The 15,416-nt window shown below is 71.5% G+C and carries 14 protein-coding genes; 11 read left to right on the forward strand and 3 right to left on the reverse strand.

Going from position 1 to position 15,416, the window contains the following annotated elements:
* Positions 1-47 precede the first annotated feature (47 nt).
* The 9 genes from WMF20_RS23325 (at position 48) to gstA (ending at position 9,195) form a co-directional block, all read left to right on the forward strand.
* On the forward strand, positions 48-647 hold the full coding sequence (locus WMF20_RS23325; RefSeq protein ID WP_437616814.1) for a cation diffusion facilitator family transporter: 600 nt from the start codon (positions 48-50) through the stop codon (positions 645-647).
* 237 nt (positions 648-884) lie between these two features.
* A complete protein-coding gene (locus WMF20_RS23330; protein ID WP_437616815.1) occupies positions 885-1,208 on the forward strand; it encodes a hypothetical protein in 324 nt (107 codons plus the stop codon).
* Positions 1,209-1,544: 336 nt separating this feature from the next.
* The gene (locus WMF20_RS23335) at positions 1,545-1,874 is read left to right on the forward strand and encodes a hypothetical protein (RefSeq protein ID WP_437616816.1); all 330 of its coding nucleotides are present in this window, start codon (positions 1,545-1,547) and stop codon (positions 1,872-1,874) included.
* Position 1,875: 1 nt separating this feature from the next.
* The gene (locus tag WMF20_RS23340) at positions 1,876-3,240 is read left to right on the forward strand and encodes an efflux RND transporter periplasmic adaptor subunit (RefSeq protein WP_437616817.1); all 1,365 of its coding nucleotides are present in this window, start codon (positions 1,876-1,878) and stop codon (positions 3,238-3,240) included.
* A 9-nt stretch (positions 3,241-3,249) separates the two neighbouring features.
* Complete coding sequence (locus tag WMF20_RS23345) at positions 3,250-6,399, forward strand: efflux RND transporter permease subunit (protein ID WP_437616818.1); 3,150 nt, start codon at positions 3,250-3,252, stop codon at positions 6,397-6,399.
* A gap of 4 nt (positions 6,400-6,403) precedes the next feature.
* Positions 6,404-7,006, forward strand: coding sequence for a TlpA family protein disulfide reductase (locus tag WMF20_RS23350; protein WP_129576412.1), 603 nt, complete (start codon positions 6,404-6,406; stop codon positions 7,004-7,006).
* 212 nt (positions 7,007-7,218) lie between these two features.
* Positions 7,219-7,911, forward strand: a complete 693-nt coding sequence (locus WMF20_RS23355; RefSeq protein WP_437616819.1) for a Uma2 family endonuclease — start codon at positions 7,219-7,221, stop codon at positions 7,909-7,911.
* A gap of 146 nt (positions 7,912-8,057) precedes the next feature.
* A complete protein-coding gene (locus WMF20_RS23360) occupies positions 8,058-8,564 on the forward strand; it encodes a GNAT family N-acetyltransferase (RefSeq protein WP_437616820.1) in 507 nt (168 codons plus the stop codon).
* A gap of 25 nt (positions 8,565-8,589) precedes the next feature.
* Entirely contained in the window at positions 8,590-9,195 is a 606-nt protein-coding gene (gstA, locus tag WMF20_RS23365) for a glutathione transferase GstA (RefSeq protein WP_437616821.1), read from the forward strand.
* Between the two features lie 74 nt (positions 9,196-9,269).
* Here the strand turns inward: gstA and WMF20_RS23370 are convergent, their stop codons facing one another.
* Entirely contained in the window at positions 9,270-9,668 is a 399-nt protein-coding gene (locus tag WMF20_RS23370; protein ID WP_437616822.1) for a hypothetical protein, read from the reverse strand.
* 244 nt (positions 9,669-9,912) lie between these two features.
* Between WMF20_RS23370 and WMF20_RS23375 the strand changes: the two genes are divergently transcribed.
* Together WMF20_RS23375 and WMF20_RS23380 are read left to right on the forward strand one after the other, a co-directional pair.
* Entirely contained in the window at positions 9,913-11,124 is a 1,212-nt protein-coding gene (locus WMF20_RS23375) for an IS701 family transposase (protein ID WP_437604873.1), read from the forward strand.
* 158 nt (positions 11,125-11,282) lie between these two features.
* A complete protein-coding gene (locus WMF20_RS23380; RefSeq protein WP_437616823.1) occupies positions 11,283-12,080 on the forward strand; it encodes a helix-turn-helix domain-containing protein in 798 nt (265 codons plus the stop codon).
* Between the two features lie 24 nt (positions 12,081-12,104).
* Here the strand turns inward: WMF20_RS23380 and WMF20_RS23385 are convergent, their stop codons facing one another.
* Positions 12,105-13,577: a serine/threonine-protein kinase gene (locus tag WMF20_RS23385; protein WP_437616824.1), complete on the reverse strand. Its 1,473-nt coding sequence runs from the start codon at positions 13,575-13,577 to the stop codon at positions 12,105-12,107.
* Positions 13,578-14,148: 571 nt separating this feature from the next.
* Complete coding sequence (locus WMF20_RS23390) at positions 14,149-15,048, reverse strand: S-adenosylmethionine decarboxylase (protein ID WP_129576418.1); 900 nt, start codon at positions 15,046-15,048, stop codon at positions 14,149-14,151.
* Positions 15,049-15,416 lie beyond the last annotated feature (368 nt).

Consider the following 15,416-nt stretch of genomic DNA (forward strand, 5'->3'; position numbering starts at 1 on the left):
GCACGAGCTGCTCGTCAGATACGGAGGAGCGAGGACGGCCGGCGCACGTGGAGCTGGCGCTGCGGCTCGAGTACCTGACGGTCGGGTGGAACATCGTCGAGGGCGTCGTCGCCGTGACGGCGGCCGTCCTCGCCGGGAGCGTTGCGCTCCTTGGCTTCGGCATCGACAGTTTCGTCGAGTGCGCCTCGGGCTTCGTGATGATCTGGCGCCTCCGGGCGGAACAGGCGCACCGGCTGTCAAGCCAGGCCCTCGACGCCGTCGAGCACCGAGCTCAGCGACTGGTGGCCGTGTCGTTGTTCCTGCTCGCTGCGTACGTCGCCTTCGACGCGGGTCAGGCGCTCTGGGAGGGTGAGCGGCCCGAGTTCACTCTCGTAGGCGTCGGGCTGACGGGCCTGTCGCTCCTCGTGATGCGCTGGCTGGCGCGCGCGAAGCGTCGCGTGGCTCGGCAGCTCGGCAGCCGGGCGATGGAAGCGGACGCCTTTCAGACCACCGCCTGCGTCTGGCTCTCGCTGGCAACGCTCGTCGGGATCGGGCTCAACGGGGCGCTCGGCTGGTGGTGGGCGGACCCGATCGCTGCCTTGGTTATCGCCTTGCTCGTCGTCAAGGAGGGCGCGGACGCGTGGCGCGGTGAGCACGACTGCTGCTGAAGAATCTCCTGCACGGATGGAAATGGAACTCTCGGGAGGACGAGGAACATGAAAGCGGAGCTGCTCCCCCGTGCAGGTGCCCCATCGGGATCCTTCTGGGAGTGGCGTGTCGCGCCCGTTCACCCAGCACCGGGCGCCGACCCCCGGGCGACCCCGCGATTCGTGCTCGCGCCGCTCAGTCCACATGGTAGGCTCTGCCGGCTCGTGACTCGGCAGCGAAGGCAACATCCCCGATCCATGTGGACGCGGCGGCTCGTCCGGCTGCTCTCCATGGTCGTGCTCGCCTTGTTCATGAGCCAGCTGACGGTGGCGTACGCCTTCGTGGCCGTCGACGACTGCGGCGAGTCGTGTCCCGAGGATGGCGACGAGGGGGGCTGCCCTTGTCCCCTGGATTGCGCCTCGGGGTGCTGCGCGGCGAGGATCCCGGCCGTCCCGCCCTCGCCCAGCGTTCCGGTCTTGCTCGCGCCCGCCTCCGCGGAGCTTCTGCTGCTCCTGCCCCAGCGTGCGCCCCCGTCGCCTGAGGCGCGCGAAGTGCTCCACGTCCCAAGGCACCTCGCCTAGCGCGGCGCTGATGGCCGCTCCGCGGCCCGAGCCGTCGATCGCGCTCTGGCGAGCTCCACGTGGGCCTTGTCCGCCCTCGGTGGCCTCAGGTGATCGCGGCGTGGTTCAGCGCCCTGCTAGGTCCGAGCGGAGGGCGTGATCGCCACGCGTCATGCGCCTGCTTCAGCTCGCCCGCCCAGATCTGCTCTACCCAGCCGCGCAAGACGCTCGCGGGCAGGGTCGGCGGCGGTGGTCGCGGCGCTGCGCCGAGCGGCAGCGCGCAGGTGCGCGAGAGCGACAGGCATGCCCGAGACTCGTCCTTCACGTGACATTGCGAACAGCAAGGAGAAGAGGTCCATGAAGTTTCGTTCCATCTCGCTCGTGCTCTGCGTCTTCGCCCTCGGTGCTGCGTCGTGCGCGAAGGAAGCGCCGAGCGCCGGAAAGGCCACGCCCGAGCAGACGCAGGCAAAGGCGGCGCACGCGCCCGCCGACGTGAAGCCCGGCTCCCACGAGGACTGGTGCGGAGAGCACGAGGTGCCCGAGTCGCAGTGCTCCCGCTGCAACCCGGATCTGATCCCGGCGTTCAAGGCCACGGGCGACTGGTGCGCGGAGCACGGGCTGCCCGAGTCGCAGTGCCTCAAGTGCAACCCAGATCTGAAGATCGTCAGGCCGCCGAAGGGGAGCTGAGATGCCCGGCCGCGTTCACGTCGTGGTGCTCTTGGCGCTCGCCGTCCTCTCCGGGTGCGGGGCCAAAGGGACCGACAACGCTGCGCCGCAGAAGGCCGAGGCGAAGCCCAGGGCCGCGTCGGCCGTCGAGGGCGCCATGTGCAAGGAGCACGGCGTGCTGGAAGCGCTCTGCACGAAGTGCAATCCGAAGCTCGTCCCGATCTTCCAGGCGAAGGGAGACTGGTGCAAAGAGCACGAGTTCCCCGAGTCCATCTGCCCCATCTGCCACCCCGAGCGCGGGGGCAAGCCGGCGGCCGACGTGGCGAGCGACGGCGCGCCGGCGGACGGGACGAAGGTCAAGCTCAAGACCAAGGACACGGCCCGGCTCGCCGGCATCCTCACGGCGAAGGCCGTCGAGCGGCAGGGCGGCGGAGGGATCCCCGTCACCGCCCGGATCGCCTACGACGCGCTCAAGGTCGCCGAGCTCAACGCGCGCGCGCCGGGCGTCGTCCAGAAGCTCTTCGTGGACGTGGGCTCGGAGGTCAAGCGGGGCGCGCCGCTCGCCGTCATCGACAGCGCCGACGTGGGGGCGGATCGATCGCGGCTGGCCGGCGCGGTGGCGCGCCTCAAGGTCGCCGAGGAGAACCTGAAGCGCGAGGAGCAGCTCGAGAAGGAAGGGCTCGCCGCGCGCAAGAGCGTCCTCGTCGCGCAGCAGGAGCTCGACGCCGCCCGCGCCGAGCGCGCCTCGCTCGCGGCCTCCCTGGCCGTCGTGGGCGCGAGCGCGGGCGGGAGCGGGGGCTACACGCTCACGACCCCGCTCGCCGGCGTCGTGACCCAGCGCCGGGCGACCGTGGGCCGGCTCGTCGGCGTCGAGGAGACCCTGTTCGAGGTGGTCGACGTCTCGAGCATGTGGGCCGAGCTCGACGTGCCGGAGACCGAGCTCCCGGCCGTCTCGCTGAAGCAGCCGGTGGTCGTCGAGGTCGACGGCCTCGAGGGGCGCGAGCTCAAGGGGGAGATCACGTACGTGGCGCCGGCCATCGATCCGGCGACGCGCACGGCCAAGGCGCGCGTCCCGCTCGCGAATCCGGGCGGCGCGCTGCGGGCCAACATGTTCGGCCGGGCGCGCATCCTCGCCCCGGCGCGCGCCGCGGTCATGGTGCCCCGCGCCGCTGTCCAGCGCGCGAAGACGGTGAAGCTCGTGTTCGTGCGGCTCGCCGACGACCAGTTCGAGGCGCGGCGGGTCGAGATCGGGGCGATCGAGGGCGATCTCGTCGAGGTGACGAAGGGCGTGCGCCCGGGCGAGGAGGTCGCGACCGAGGGGAGCTTCCTGCTCAAGACCGAGACCCTCAAGGAGAGCATCGGCGCCGGCTGCTGCGGCGAGGACTGAGGCGCGATCATGCTGAACGCCGTCATCGCGTGGTCGCTCCGCCACCGGCTGCTCGTGATCCTGGCCTCGATCGGCCTCTCCCTGGCGGGCATCCTCGCGTTCCGCCGCCTGCCGATCGACGCCTTCCCGGACACGACGCCGGTGCAGGTGCAGATCAACACCGTCGCCCCTGCCCTCTCGCCCGTCGAGATCGAGCGCCAGATCACGGCGCCCGTCGAGCAGGCGATCTCGGGGCTGCCCAGGCTCGAGGAGGTCCGCTCGCTGTCCCGCTTCGGCCTCTCCCAGGTCACGGCCCGGTTCGAGGACGACACGGACATCTACCTGGCCCGCCAGGTCGTCATGGAACGCCTTCAGACCGTGGCGCTGCCGCCGGGCATCGACCGCCCCGAGCTCGGCCCGGTCGCCACCGGGCTCGGCGAGGTGTTCCACTACGTGGTCACCGGCAAGGGCAAGTCGCTGAGCGAGCTGCGCACGGTCCACGACTGGGTCATCGCGCCGCAGCTCCGCTCGGTGCGCGGCGTGGCCGAGGTCAACGCCTGGGGCGGCGACGAGCGGCAGATCCAGGTCCTCGTCGACCCCGCGGAGCTCACGGCGCGGGGGCTCTCGCTCCACGACCTCTCCGAGGCGCTGGAGCGCAACAACGCCAACGTGGGTGGGGGCACCCTGGACCAGGCCGGCGAGTCCAGCCTCATCCAGGGCATCGGCATCGCCACGCGCGTGAGCGACATCGAGGACATCGTGGTCGCCGCCAGGGGCGGGGCGCCCATCCGCGTGCGCGACGTCGCCCGGGTGGTCGAGGGGCGCGAGATCCGGCGGGGCGCGGTCACCGCGGACGGCCAGGGCGAGGTCGTGCTCGGCCTCGGCTTCATGCTGATGGGCGAGAACAGCCACGAGGTCACGACGCGGCTCAAGGCGCGCCTTGCGGAGGTCGAGAAGAGCCTGCCGGAAGGCGTCGACGTCGCGGTCGTCTATGATCGCACCGAGCTCATCGACAAGGTGCTCGGCACCGTAAGGAAGAACCTGCTCGAGGGCGCGCTCCTCGTCGTCGCGGTGCTCTTCGCCTTCCTCGGCAACCTCCGCGCAGGGCTGATCGTGGCCTCGGCCATCCCGCTGTCGATGCTCTTCGCGTTCGATCTGATGCTGCGCGCCGGCGTGGCCGGGAGCCTGATGAGCCTCGGCGCGATCGACTTCGGCCTCGTCGTCGACAGCTCGGTGATCATGGTCGAGAACTCGGTCCGGCGGCTCTCGGAGGACGCGAGCGACCGGAGCGCGACGGACGTGGTGCGCGACGCGTCGATCGAGGTGCGCAAGCCGACCATGTTTGGCGAGCTCATCATCATGATCGTCTACCTGCCGATCCTCGCCCTCGAGGGGGCGGAGGGGAAGCTGTTCCGGCCGATGGCGCTCACCGTCATCTTCGCGCTCGTCGGCTCGATGATCCTGTCGCTCACGCTCATGCCGGTGCTCGCGAGCCTGCTCCTGCCGCGCCGCATGAAGGAGCGCGAGAACGCGCTCGTGCGCCTCCTCAAGCGGGCCTACCGGCCCGTGCTGCAGCTCGCGCTGCGGTGGCGCTGGGCGGTGCTCGCCGGCGCCGTGCTGCTCCTCGGCAACGCGGTCCTCCTCGCGACGCGGCTCGGCGCCGAGTTCGTGCCGCGGCTCCGCGAGGGCACCATCGTCGCCAACACCGTGCGGCTCTCGGGGGTCTCGGCGGGCGAGTCGATCCGCTACGGCACCCGGCTCGAGCGGGTCCTGCTCGAGCGATTCCCGGACGAGATCGAGCGCGTCTGGACCCGCACGGGCACCGCGGAGGTGGCGACGGACCCGATGGGGCTCGAGCTGTCCGACGTGTTCATCACGCTGAAGCCGCGCGAGGCGTGGAAGCGCGCCGCGACGCAGGACGAGCTCGTCCAGGCGATGGAGTCGGAGCTCGCGGGGATGCCGGGCATGCGCGTCATCTACACGCAGCCGATCGAGATGCGGGTCAACGAGATGGTCGCCGGGATCCGGGCCGATCTGGGGGTGAAGCTGTTCGGCGACGACTTCGACACGCTGAAGCAGAAGGCGCGCGAGATCGAGGCCGTCCTCAAGAAGATCCCCGGCGCCGCGGACGTCGTGACCGAGCAGGTCACGGGGCAGCCCGTGCTCGAGATCCAGATCGACCGCGCCGCCATCGCCCGGCACGGCATCGCGGCCGCCGACGTCCTGGATGTCGTCGAGGCGCTCGGCGCGCGCGAGGTGGGGCAGCTCCAGGAGGGCGAGCGCCGCTTCCCCGTGACGCTGCGCATCGACGATCGCTACCGGGAGGACCCCGCGTCGATCGGCCGCATCCTGGTCACGTCGGCCGGCGGCGAGCGCATCCCGCTCGCGCGGCTCGCGAAGATCCGCACGACCGAGGGGCCGGCCGCGATCAACCGCGAGTGGGCGAAGCGCCGGATCGTCGTGCAGGCGAACGTCCGGGGCCGCGACGTGGGCACCTACGTCGAGGAGGCGCGCGCGCGGCTCGATCGGGAGGTCGAGCTGCCGCCCGGCTACTACGTCCGCTTCGGCGGGCAGTTCGATCACCTCGAGCGGGCGCAGGCGCGGCTGCTCGTCGTGGTGCCGGCGGCGCTGGGGCTGATCCTGCTCCTGCTCTACCTCACGTACGGGCGGCTCCTCGACGCGGTCCGCGTCTTCACGGGCGTTCCGTTCGCCGCGATCGGCGGCGTCGTCGCGCTCTGGCTCCGCGACCTGCCGTTCAGCATCTCCGCCGGCGTCGGGTTCGTGGCGCTGTCGGGCGTCGCGGTGCTCGGCGACATGGTGCTCGTCTCCACCATCCGGCAGCTCACCGCGGCCGGGATGCCGGTGCGGGCGGCCATCGAGCTCGCGGCCGAGCGGCGCCTCCGCCCGGTCCTGATGACGGCGCTCGTCGCGTCGCTCGGCTTCGTGCCGATGGCGCTGAACACGGGCGTCGGCGCCGAGGTCCAGCGCCCTCTGGCGACGGTCGTGATCGGCGGCGTGATCTCCTCCACGCTGCTCACGCTGCTCGTCCTGCCGGTGCTCTACAGCGTCGTGGGCACGGCGCGCGCGGGGGCGGCGGCCGCCCCGGGCCCTCTCGCCGCGCCGGGCGCCGCCGGCCCCCCGCCGGGCGCCGCGGCGGCCCTGCCGCCGGCCGCGGAGTAGGCCCATGGGCGCGCACCCGCACCTCCGCGCTGCCTCCCGCGCCGCCGGCGTCCTGATGCTCCTCCAGGCGCTCGCGGTGGGCCTTTACTGGGCGGTGGAGCACCGCCGCGACGCGGGGCGGCCGGGGCGCCCCTTCGCGCACGAGCAGCTCTCCGGGGCCGAGCTGGCGCCGGACGAGGTCCTCACGCGGCCGGACGGCAGCGAGCTTCGCCTGAGCGCGCTGCGCGGCCGGGCCGTGCTGCTCCACCTCTGGGCGACGTGGTGCGCGCCGTGCCGCGCCGAGCTCCCCGCCCTGCTCGATCTCGGCCGGGAGCTCCGGCGGGACGGAGGCGTCGAGCTCGTGGCCGTGAGCGTCGACGAGAGCTGGGAGGTCGTGCGCGCCTTCTTCGACGGCGAGGTGCCGCCCGAGGTCGCGCGGGCCGGCTCGCCCGCCCTCGGGCGGCGGCTCGGGGTCTCGACGCTGCCCGACACGTTCCTCGTGCGCCCGGACGGCACGCTGGCGCTCCGGTTCACGGGCGCGCGCGACTGGAGGGCGCCCGAAGCGCGGCTGCTCGTCGCCGGGCAGGCGGGGTCGTGGCCTTCGACGCCGGACGCGCCGCCGCGCTGAGCGGCGCTGCCGGGCGCGGCGCTGCCGGGCGGGCGACGCGCGGCGGCGGCGAGCGCTGCGCGCGCCCGGCAGGACGGACGCGGGGCGCCTCGCAGGACGCGGCGGGATGCCGATCTCGAAATGAACGATACCTGGATTCGTAAGCCCGCGCCGAATTGAGAAGATGCGCCGCCGACCTTGCTGCGGTGTGGATCCTCCGGCAGGCTGGAGGCATGACGTCCCTGGCCTTCTCGATGCCGGTGGAGATCGTCGACCCGAACGTCGTCGCTCCTCCGGGCGATCTGGACAGCAACGAGCCGCCCATGGAGAGCTACGTCCACCTCGTCCAGATGCTCCTGCTGCTCGAGAGCCTGGAGCTCTTCTGGAAGGAGCGGACGGATTTCTTCGCGGCCGGCAATCTGACGATCCACTTCAGCCCTCGTCAGCTCAAGTCCGAGCACTTCCGGGGTCCGGATTTCTTCGTCGTGCTCGGCACCGAGCGGAGGCCGCGCAAGAGCTGGGTCGTCTGGGAGGAGGACGGCCGGTATCCGAACGTGATCGTGGAGGTGCTCTCGGACAGCACCGAGAGCATCGATCGCGGCCTCAAGAAGCAGACGTACCAGGACGTCTTCCGGACGCCGGACTACTTCTGGTTCCATCCGGAGACGCTCGAGCTCTCGGGTTTCCACCTCGTCGACGGGCAGTACGAGCCGCTCTCTCCCGACGCCTCGGGCCGCCTCTGGAGCGCGCAGCTCGAGCTGTTCCTGGGCGTCGAGCAGGGGCAGCTCCGCTTCTTCACCCGCGAGGGCGAGCTCGTGCCGGCGGGCAAGGAGCTCGCTGAGCGGGCCAAGTCCGCCGAGCAGCGGGCGGCGCGCCTGGCGGAGAAGCTCAGGGAGCTCGGCGTCGATCCCGACACGTTGAAGTAGCGAGCGCGGCCCGCGCGCCCCGCCGCAGCGCGGGGCGCGCGCCGTCGCATCGCCTGCTCGCCCCGATCCTGGTAGAACGCCGGCCGGAGCGGGCCCGCTCTCCGGGCCGCTCTCCGCGCTCGTCATCTCGTCGCTCGGGAGGGCCCATGTCCGACATGCTCGTCAATCTGCTCAAGCTGCCGCCGCTCGAACCGGCGCTCGAGGCCATGCGGCGGGCCTCCGTGGTCGTCCGGCGGGCGGCGCCTTACGAGATCACGCGCGTCCGGCGGTTCGTCGAGCAGCACTTCACGACGTACTGGGCCGATGAGATCAGCGTCGGTTACGCGAACAAGCCCGTCAGCGTCTATCTCGCCATCCGCGGCGGCGAGGTGATCGGCTTCTCCGCCTACGAGTGCACCCGCCGCGGCTTCTTCGGCCCGACCGGCGTCGCCGACAGCGAGCGCGGCCGGGGGGTCGGCAAGGCGCTGCTCCTCGCCTCGCTGCACGGCCTCGCGCAGATGGGCTATGCGTACGGCATCATCGGCGGCGTCGGGCCCGCCGAGTTCTACGCGCGCACGGTCGGCGCGACGCTCATCCCCGACTCCACCCCCGGGGTCTACGCCGATCCGCTGACCGACCCCGCCCCGCGCGGCGGCGCGGAGCCGCCGCGCTGACGCCCCCCTCGTCACGGAGGCCCCGATGAAGCTCTATTTCAGCCCCGGCACGTGCTCGCTGTCTCCCCACATCGCGCTGCGCGAGGCTGGCCTGGAGTTCGACCTCGAGCGCGTCCACCTCGGCACGAAGAAGACGAGATCGGGCGCCGACTTCACCCTGATCAACCCCAAGGGCTACGTCCCCGCGCTCGAGATCGAGAGCGGCGAGGTGCTCACCGAGGGGCCGGCGATCGTCCAGTACATCGCCGATCGGAGGCCCGAGTCCGGGCTCGCGCCGCCTGCAGGCACCCTCGGTCGCTACCGGCTCCAGGAGTGGCTCAACTTCATCGGCACCGAGCTGCACAAGCAGTTCGCGCCCCTCTTCAAGCCGAGGCTTCCCGACGAGCAGAAGAGCGCGGCGCGGGCAACCCTGGGCCGGCGCTTCGGCTACGTGGCGCAGCGGCTCGACGGCGCCACGTACCTCCTCGGCGAGCAGTTCACGGTGGCGGACGGCTACCTCTTCACCGTGCTCACCTGGACGAAGTTCGCCGGCGTCGATCTCGGCGCCTGGCCCGTCCTCGGCCAGTTCAAGGACCGCGTCGGCGCCCGGCCCGCCGTGCAGGCCGCCATCGCGGCCGAGAAGGGCAAGTAACGCGCGCCCCCCGGGCTGCCTCGACGCGCAAGCGCGCCGCCCTCGCGCTCCTCGCCCCGTGCTCGCCCTGCCGCTCAGGCCGGCGCCTGCGCGCGGCGCAGCCCGATCGCCTGCGCCTCGGCGAAGAGCGCCACGGCGAGCGCCTGCGCCGCGACGAACGCGTAGCCGAGCGCCGTCGGCTCGAACCACCCGAGCGCGAGGAGGAGCACGCTGTCGATGACCCAGAGCGCGTTCGTGACGACGACGGCGAGGACCGCCCCGCGGGCCGGCTTCTCCCGCGTGCCGAGCCAGGCCACGAGGCCCGCGAACGGCAGCAGGCCCGCTCCGGCCCAGCGGAACAGCGCCTCGGGGAGGCCGGTGAGGCCGGCGAGCGGCGCCGCGGCCGCGACCATGAGCAGGCCAGTGGCGCCGCTGACGATGGCATCGGCGAGGAGGGCGCGGCGCAGGAAACGAGGAGAGGTCATGAACGACATGGCGAGTTCCTTTCGCTGAGAGTCGTGCTCCGACACGGCCTACGATGCGCGGCGCCGGGACCGGGGTCGATTACCTCCCAGGTAATGGGCGTCATTTTCCGGCGTGCTAGCACCACTGTGTCGCGACCGGGCGGGGTGAGCCGACGCTCCCCGCAGGAATCTCCCGGAAGGCTGGAGCCTTTCTGCGGACCGGAGCTTGCCGCCCTGCAGGGGCGACACAGCCTGATGTGTCGTGGAGTACACAATGAACGCCGCCGCCCAGCGGCGGCTGGACGCCTACTTCTCGGACATCGGGGACATCCTTGCCCATCCGCTGCGGCGCGAGTCGTTCGCGATCTATGCGATGGGGCTGCTCGGCGAGGCGGAACGCAAGAGCATTGAGCCGCTCGCTGCCCGAGCCTGCCCCGACCCGGCGCGCGTGCAGGCGGCGCACCAGAGCCTGCAGCATTTCATCTCGAACGCGCACTGGGACGATCACGCCGTGCGCCGGTACGCGGCCCGCTACGCCATCGCGGCGATGGCTGAGCACGCTCCGGTCTCGGCGTGGCTCATCGACGACACGGGCTTTTTGAAGAAGGGCGAGCACTCGGTGGGGGTTCAACGGCAGTACACCGGCTCCGCCGGCAAGATCACCAACTGCCAGATCGGCCTCAGCCTGAGCGTGGCGACGCGCTACCACCACGTGCCCATCGATTTCGAGCTGTACCTGCCTCGGAGCTGGGCCGAGGATCCGGCGCGACGGCGCGAAGCCCGCATACCTGCGTCCGTGCAGTACAAGAGCAAGGTCGACTTGGCGCTCGGCATGATCGAGCGCGCCGTGCGCGAAGGGATCCCCGGTGACATCGTGCTCGCCGACGCCCTCTACGGCAACGCCCATGAGTTCCGGGAGACGGTGCGCCTGCTGGGGTTCGACTACGCCGTGGGGATCGAAGCGCCCACCAAAGTCCTGCTGCTCAGCGGAAGCGACTCCGAGCGCTGCACCCCGATGAGCGTGGGCGAGCTGGGGCGACGTCTCGGCCGTCGGGGCTTTCGGCGGATTGCCTGGCGCGAAGGGACCGGACGCACGCTCTCGTCGCGCTTCGCGCTGCGGCGCGTGCGCGTAGCGAGCCGCGATGGCATTCCGGTCGCGCAGCACGAGCCGGTCTGGCTGCTGATCGAATGGCTCGACGGAGAACGTCAGCCGACGAAGTTTGCCCTCACGACACTGCCGGCCCGGATGTCCCGGAGGGAGATCGTGCGCCTCTACAAGGAGCGCTACCGTACCGAGAAGGTCTACGAGGAGCTGAAGGGCGAGCTCGGCCTGGATCACTTCGAAGGCCGGCGCTTTCCCGGCTGGCACCACCATGTGACCGTCGCCCTCAGCTGCTACGCGTTCGTTGTCGCCGAACGCGCGCGGCATTTTCCCCCCTCGGCCGAACGAACGCGTTTCCCCACGCCGTTCCCACTCGCGGCCTGAGCGCCATGTTAGCGACTCCTTCGCCACCTGCCGTCTTGCCATCGCCCGCGTGCTGACCCGCTGGCTGCCCCGGTGTCCCAGCTGCCACCGTCGACACGCCGAGGTCCCCAGGCTCCAGTCCCTCCGGCTGTGACACAGTGGTGCTAGGGTCGCCCTCGATGATGAGCGCCCATCCACCGGTCGGGGGTCTCTTGCGCGAGTGGCGCCAGCGCCGCCGCATGAGCCAGCTGGAGCTCGCGTGTCAGGCCGACATCTCGACGCGCCACCTGAGCTTCCTCGAGACCGGCCGCGCGCAGCCGAGCCGCGAGATGGTGCTCCACCTGGCGGAGCGCCTCGACGTGCCCCTGCGCGACCGCAACCAGCTCCTCGTGGCCGCGGGGTTCGCGCCGCTCTATCCCGAGCGCAGCCTCGACGATCCCGCGCTCGCGGCGGCCCGCAGGGCGGTCGATCTCGTGCTCGCGGGCCACGAGCCCTATCCGGCGGTCGCCATCGATCGGCACTGGACCCTCGTCGCCGCGAACGGCGCGATCGGCCCGCTGCTGGCCGGCGCCGCCCCTGCCCTGCTCCGGCCCCCGATCAACGTGCTGCACCTGAGCTTGCACCCCCAGGGCCTCGCGCCGCGCATCGAGAACGCCGCCGAGTGGCGCGCGCACCTCCTCGCCCGCCTGCGCCGCCAGATCGAGGTGAGCGCCGACCCCGTCCTGGTGAAGCTCCTCGAGGATCTCAGCCGCTATCCGCCGCCGCCCGAGGCCGCGCGGCGCCCGGAGCCCGGCCGCGAGCCGAGCCCGGTGGCCATCGCGGTCCCGCTCAGGCTCCGGACGGAGCACGGCGTCCTGAGCTTCCTCAGCACGACGATGGTCTTCGGCACGCCGGTCGACGTCACCCTGTCCGAGCTCGCGGTCGAGTCGTTCTTCCCTGCAGACCAGGCGACCGCGGACGCGCTGCGCGCGCGCTGACGGGCGATCAACGTGATCGGCGCTCTATCGGTGCATGGCGATGTCGTTGCGCGGGAAGGGCTTGATGCGCCGGTTGACCCGCCCCGTCGACGGGGCAGGCTTGGCCCGCCCCGGGGTCCGCGCGGGGCGCGCGGCGGGCTTCTTCGCGGCCGGTCGGGTCGCCTCGATCGCCGGCGCGGCGTCGGGCTGGGCTGCCGCGGCGGTGGCCGGGGCGGGCTCCGGGATCTCCGGAGCGCGCAGCTGCCGCTGCGTCTCCACGACGCTGGCGAGGAGCGTCGCCTCGGCCGGGCCGGTCAACGCGGCGCTGCGGGAGGCGACGGCGGCGAGCGCGGCGCCGTCGGCCACGGGCGCGCCGTAGCGGGCGCCGAGGAACACGCCGGCGCCGGCGAGCATCGCGCCGAGGGCGGCGGCCGTGGCGAGCCGCACCGACGGCGGCCTGAGCTTCTTGCGGCTCGAGGTCGTCATCATGACCGTCGTCGTGCGATCGGGGACGTCGGCCTCGCAGGGATCCGTCTCCGCCACCGCGAACGCGGGGGGCGCCGGCGCGGGGTGGCGCCGGGTGACCGCGGTGTCCGGCGCGCTCGGGACGCGCATCGTGATCGGGCTCTCCACGCCCGAGTCGCCGGTCGTGGCCCACGCCTCGGCGCCGCGCTTGCGCGGCGAGAGCGCCCGATCCAGCGCGTCGGCCATCTCCTTGGCGGACCCGAAGCGCGCGCTCGGGTCGAGCTGCAGCGCCTGGCGCATCCAGTCGTCGAGGGCGGGGGGCACCTCGGGCCGGAGCGCGCTCGGCGGCTTGAACTTGGCGGTGTGCACGAGCAGCGTCAGCGCCGCGAGCGAATCCCCGGCGAACGGGGCCTGCCCGGTGATCGCGTGGTAGGCGACGACGCCGAGCGACCAGAGATCCGCGCGGAAATCGAGGTCCTTCGAGCAGATGAGCTGCTCGGGGCTCATGTAGAGCGGCGTCCCAACGACGTTCCCGGTCGAGGTGACGCGCATGTCCCGGGCCCGCCGGGCGATCCCGAAGTCGAGCACCTTGACGAAGGTCTCCCCGTCCACCTCGGTCAGGAACAGGTTGTCCGGCTTGATGTCGCGGTGGATGATGCCGAGCCGGTGCGCCTGTCTCAGCGCCTTCGCCGTCTGCGTCACGATGCGCGCCACCTCGCCGAGCGGCAGCCGGCCCAGGCGGCGGATGCGGGCCCGGAGGTCCTCGCCGCGGAGCAGCTCCATCGCGATGTACGGCATGCCCTCGGCCGTGAGCCCGTGATCGAGGACCTGGGCGACGTGCGGGCTCGTGATCTGCGCGGCCGCGACCGCCTCTCGCCGGAACCGCTCCACGTAGCCCGGGTCGTCCGCGAACTCGGGCGACATGAACTTCACGGCCACCTGCGCCTTCAGCGGGAGGCGCTCGGCGACCCAGATGCTCCCCATCCCGCCCCGCCGGAGGATGCGTACGAGCCGCAGCGCAGGGGTCACCATCTGTCCGGTGTGCAGGGGCATACCTCTGCTACTCCTTCTCAAAGAAGCTAGAGCCGGTGGTTCATGTCAGCTCTAGCCCAAAACTCGCGTACCTAGATCACTACGACGCCTTCCCACGCTCCGCAAGAGAAACAAGTGCTCTCCCGCGGCGCCTCGCTCGCAGTCACCGCCGCGCTTCCAGCCCCGAGGCAACCGAGGATTCCCGCGCGATAGCGCGGGGTTAACGGCATGGACGGGCATCGGGCATGCACCGATGTCGGCGCATGGGCGCAGAGGAGCACCAATATCGCTCCTCCGGTCGAAATCATGCTTCGGCGCGGGCGACGTCGGGAGATCCCGGAGGCGCGCTCATCGCACACGGCGACGAAGAGCAAGGGAATCGCCCCCTCGCCCTCGTCCCGCGAGGTCGTCTCGTCGTGGCGGGCCGCGGCCAGGCGACGAGGGCATGGATGCAGAAACACAAAACCGAGACGCCAAGAGGAGAGAGAGTATGGAGCCCATCTCTCTCTCCGCTCGGCGGCTTCTTCTCTTGCCTTTTGCTTCGCTTGGCGCCCAGGCCGCCGCGCTCGCGCCCGGGCGGCCTATCCTCGGCTCAGCCCTTCGAAGGCTTCGGCCCGAGCGGCCCCCCGTCGCCCGGCATCCGCGCGTAGACGCCGGGGTGCGAGGCGGCGAGCCACTGGTTCACGTGGCTCATCACGTGCGGGCGCTCGGTCCTGAGCTGCAGGTAGCGCTGGCCGCGGGGGACGAGCACCTGCTCGGTCACGTTGCCGCCGAACTGCTCGGCCAGCACCCGCACGACCGGCTCCACGTCGAAGAACTTGCAGCTGAACAGATCGAAGAACGCCTCGTCGCTGTCGGGGAAGATGTGCAGCGTGATGTGCGACTCGGCGATCATCACCATCGCGCTGATCACCGGCACCCCGTCCTTCGTCGCGGTCTTCACCACGAAGGGCCGCATGATCGGCGTCATCCCGATCTTCGAGGGCAGGTGATCGAAGATGTCGAACAGCGCGTCGAGCGACGTGGGCCCGCGGTACGGGCTGAACTGCAGGAAGAGGTGGGGCCCGAAGTCGGCCTCCGGGCTCACCACCTCGTGCCCCCGGCGCTCCACGAGATCTCCGCCCTCGCCGCGATCGACCGTCTGCGTGAACACGCTGCGGCACGGGAGCGTCGTCTGGAGCATCATCTGGACGCGCTGAGGATCGAAGGCCCCCGGGTACACCAGATCCGCGAAGAAGCACTCGCGGAAGCTGAAGGTGTGGATCGTGAGGTGGCCCCCGAGCAGCAGCACGAAGGCGCTGATGCCGCAGTCCTCGGCCACGACGCCGTTGTAATACGGGAGGATGAAGGGAGGCATCACCGGCTTCAGCCGGAGCACGCCGGGCACCTCCTCCAGAAGCTCCTGCGCCAGCTTCACGTCATCAAAACGGCTCCGGAAGCCGTGGAAGCCATCCATCGTGAAATGGGTGAGGTTCTTGCGTGCCTTATGCATGTTACCCCTTCGTCGACGAGTTGAGCGATGCTACTCCACATGGCGCAGGCGCGATCGGAGAAATTTCGCGCGCCGCCTTTCGCCTGCCCGCGCGCGTGTGCGCCACCCGATGATCAGGTGGGGAAGCAGGGTACGAATATGGGTGTCGTGCAGCCATGGCCCGCGATCCGCCGCTGTTTCACGCATCGGCTCACCTCGTCGTGCACGATGAGCTCGCCGGGACGGCGCACGACACTGCAGCGCTCGCCCGCCGCCCGCGCCCCGCGGCGACGGCCCTCGCCCCCGGACGCCCAGCAGCCGCAAGCGAGGCTCGCGGGAGGACAGGAGACGCTTGACTTCAAAAAAAGTCTTTCATTTGGCTTCGAGAT

It is taken from the genome of Sorangium sp. So ce834 (genome assembly GCF_051521425.1).
GTDB classification, from domain to species: Bacteria; Myxococcota_A; Polyangia; order Polyangiales; family Polyangiaceae; genus Sorangium; species Sorangium cellulosum_D.

Bases quoted from the DNA above. Each gene is read 5' to 3' on its own strand.
- WMF20_RS23330 (WP_437616815.1), top strand. From the start codon at position 885: ATGTGGACGCGGCGGCTCGTCCGGCTGCTCTCCATGGTCGTGCTCGCC.
- WMF20_RS23335 (WP_437616816.1), top strand. From the start codon at position 1,545: ATGAAGTTTCGTTCCATCTCGCTCGTGCTCTGCGTCTTCGCCCTCGGT.
- WMF20_RS23340 (WP_437616817.1), top strand. From the start codon at position 1,876: ATGCCCGGCCGCGTTCACGTCGTGGTGCTCTTGGCGCTCGCCGTCCTC.
- WMF20_RS23345 (WP_437616818.1), top strand. From the start codon at position 3,250: ATGCTGAACGCCGTCATCGCGTGGTCGCTCCGCCACCGGCTGCTCGTG.
- WMF20_RS23350 (WP_129576412.1), top strand. From the start codon at position 6,404: ATGGGCGCGCACCCGCACCTCCGCGCTGCCTCCCGCGCCGCCGGCGTC.
- WMF20_RS23355 (WP_437616819.1), top strand. From the start codon at position 7,219: ATGACGTCCCTGGCCTTCTCGATGCCGGTGGAGATCGTCGACCCGAAC.
- WMF20_RS23360 (WP_437616820.1), top strand. From the start codon at position 8,058: ATGTCCGACATGCTCGTCAATCTGCTCAAGCTGCCGCCGCTCGAACCG.
- gstA (WP_437616821.1), top strand. From the start codon at position 8,590: ATGAAGCTCTATTTCAGCCCCGGCACGTGCTCGCTGTCTCCCCACATC.
- WMF20_RS23370 (WP_437616822.1), bottom strand. From the start codon at position 9,668: ATGTCGTTCATGACCTCTCCTCGTTTCCTGCGCCGCGCCCTCCTCGCC.
- WMF20_RS23375 (WP_437604873.1), top strand. From the start codon at position 9,913: ATGAACGCCGCCGCCCAGCGGCGGCTGGACGCCTACTTCTCGGACATC.
- WMF20_RS23380 (WP_437616823.1), top strand. From the start codon at position 11,283: ATGATGAGCGCCCATCCACCGGTCGGGGGTCTCTTGCGCGAGTGGCGC.
- WMF20_RS23385 (WP_437616824.1), bottom strand. From the start codon at position 13,577: ATGCCCCTGCACACCGGACAGATGGTGACCCCTGCGCTGCGGCTCGTA.
- WMF20_RS23390 (WP_129576418.1), bottom strand. From the start codon at position 15,048: ATGCATAAGGCACGCAAGAACCTCACCCATTTCACGATGGATGGCTTC.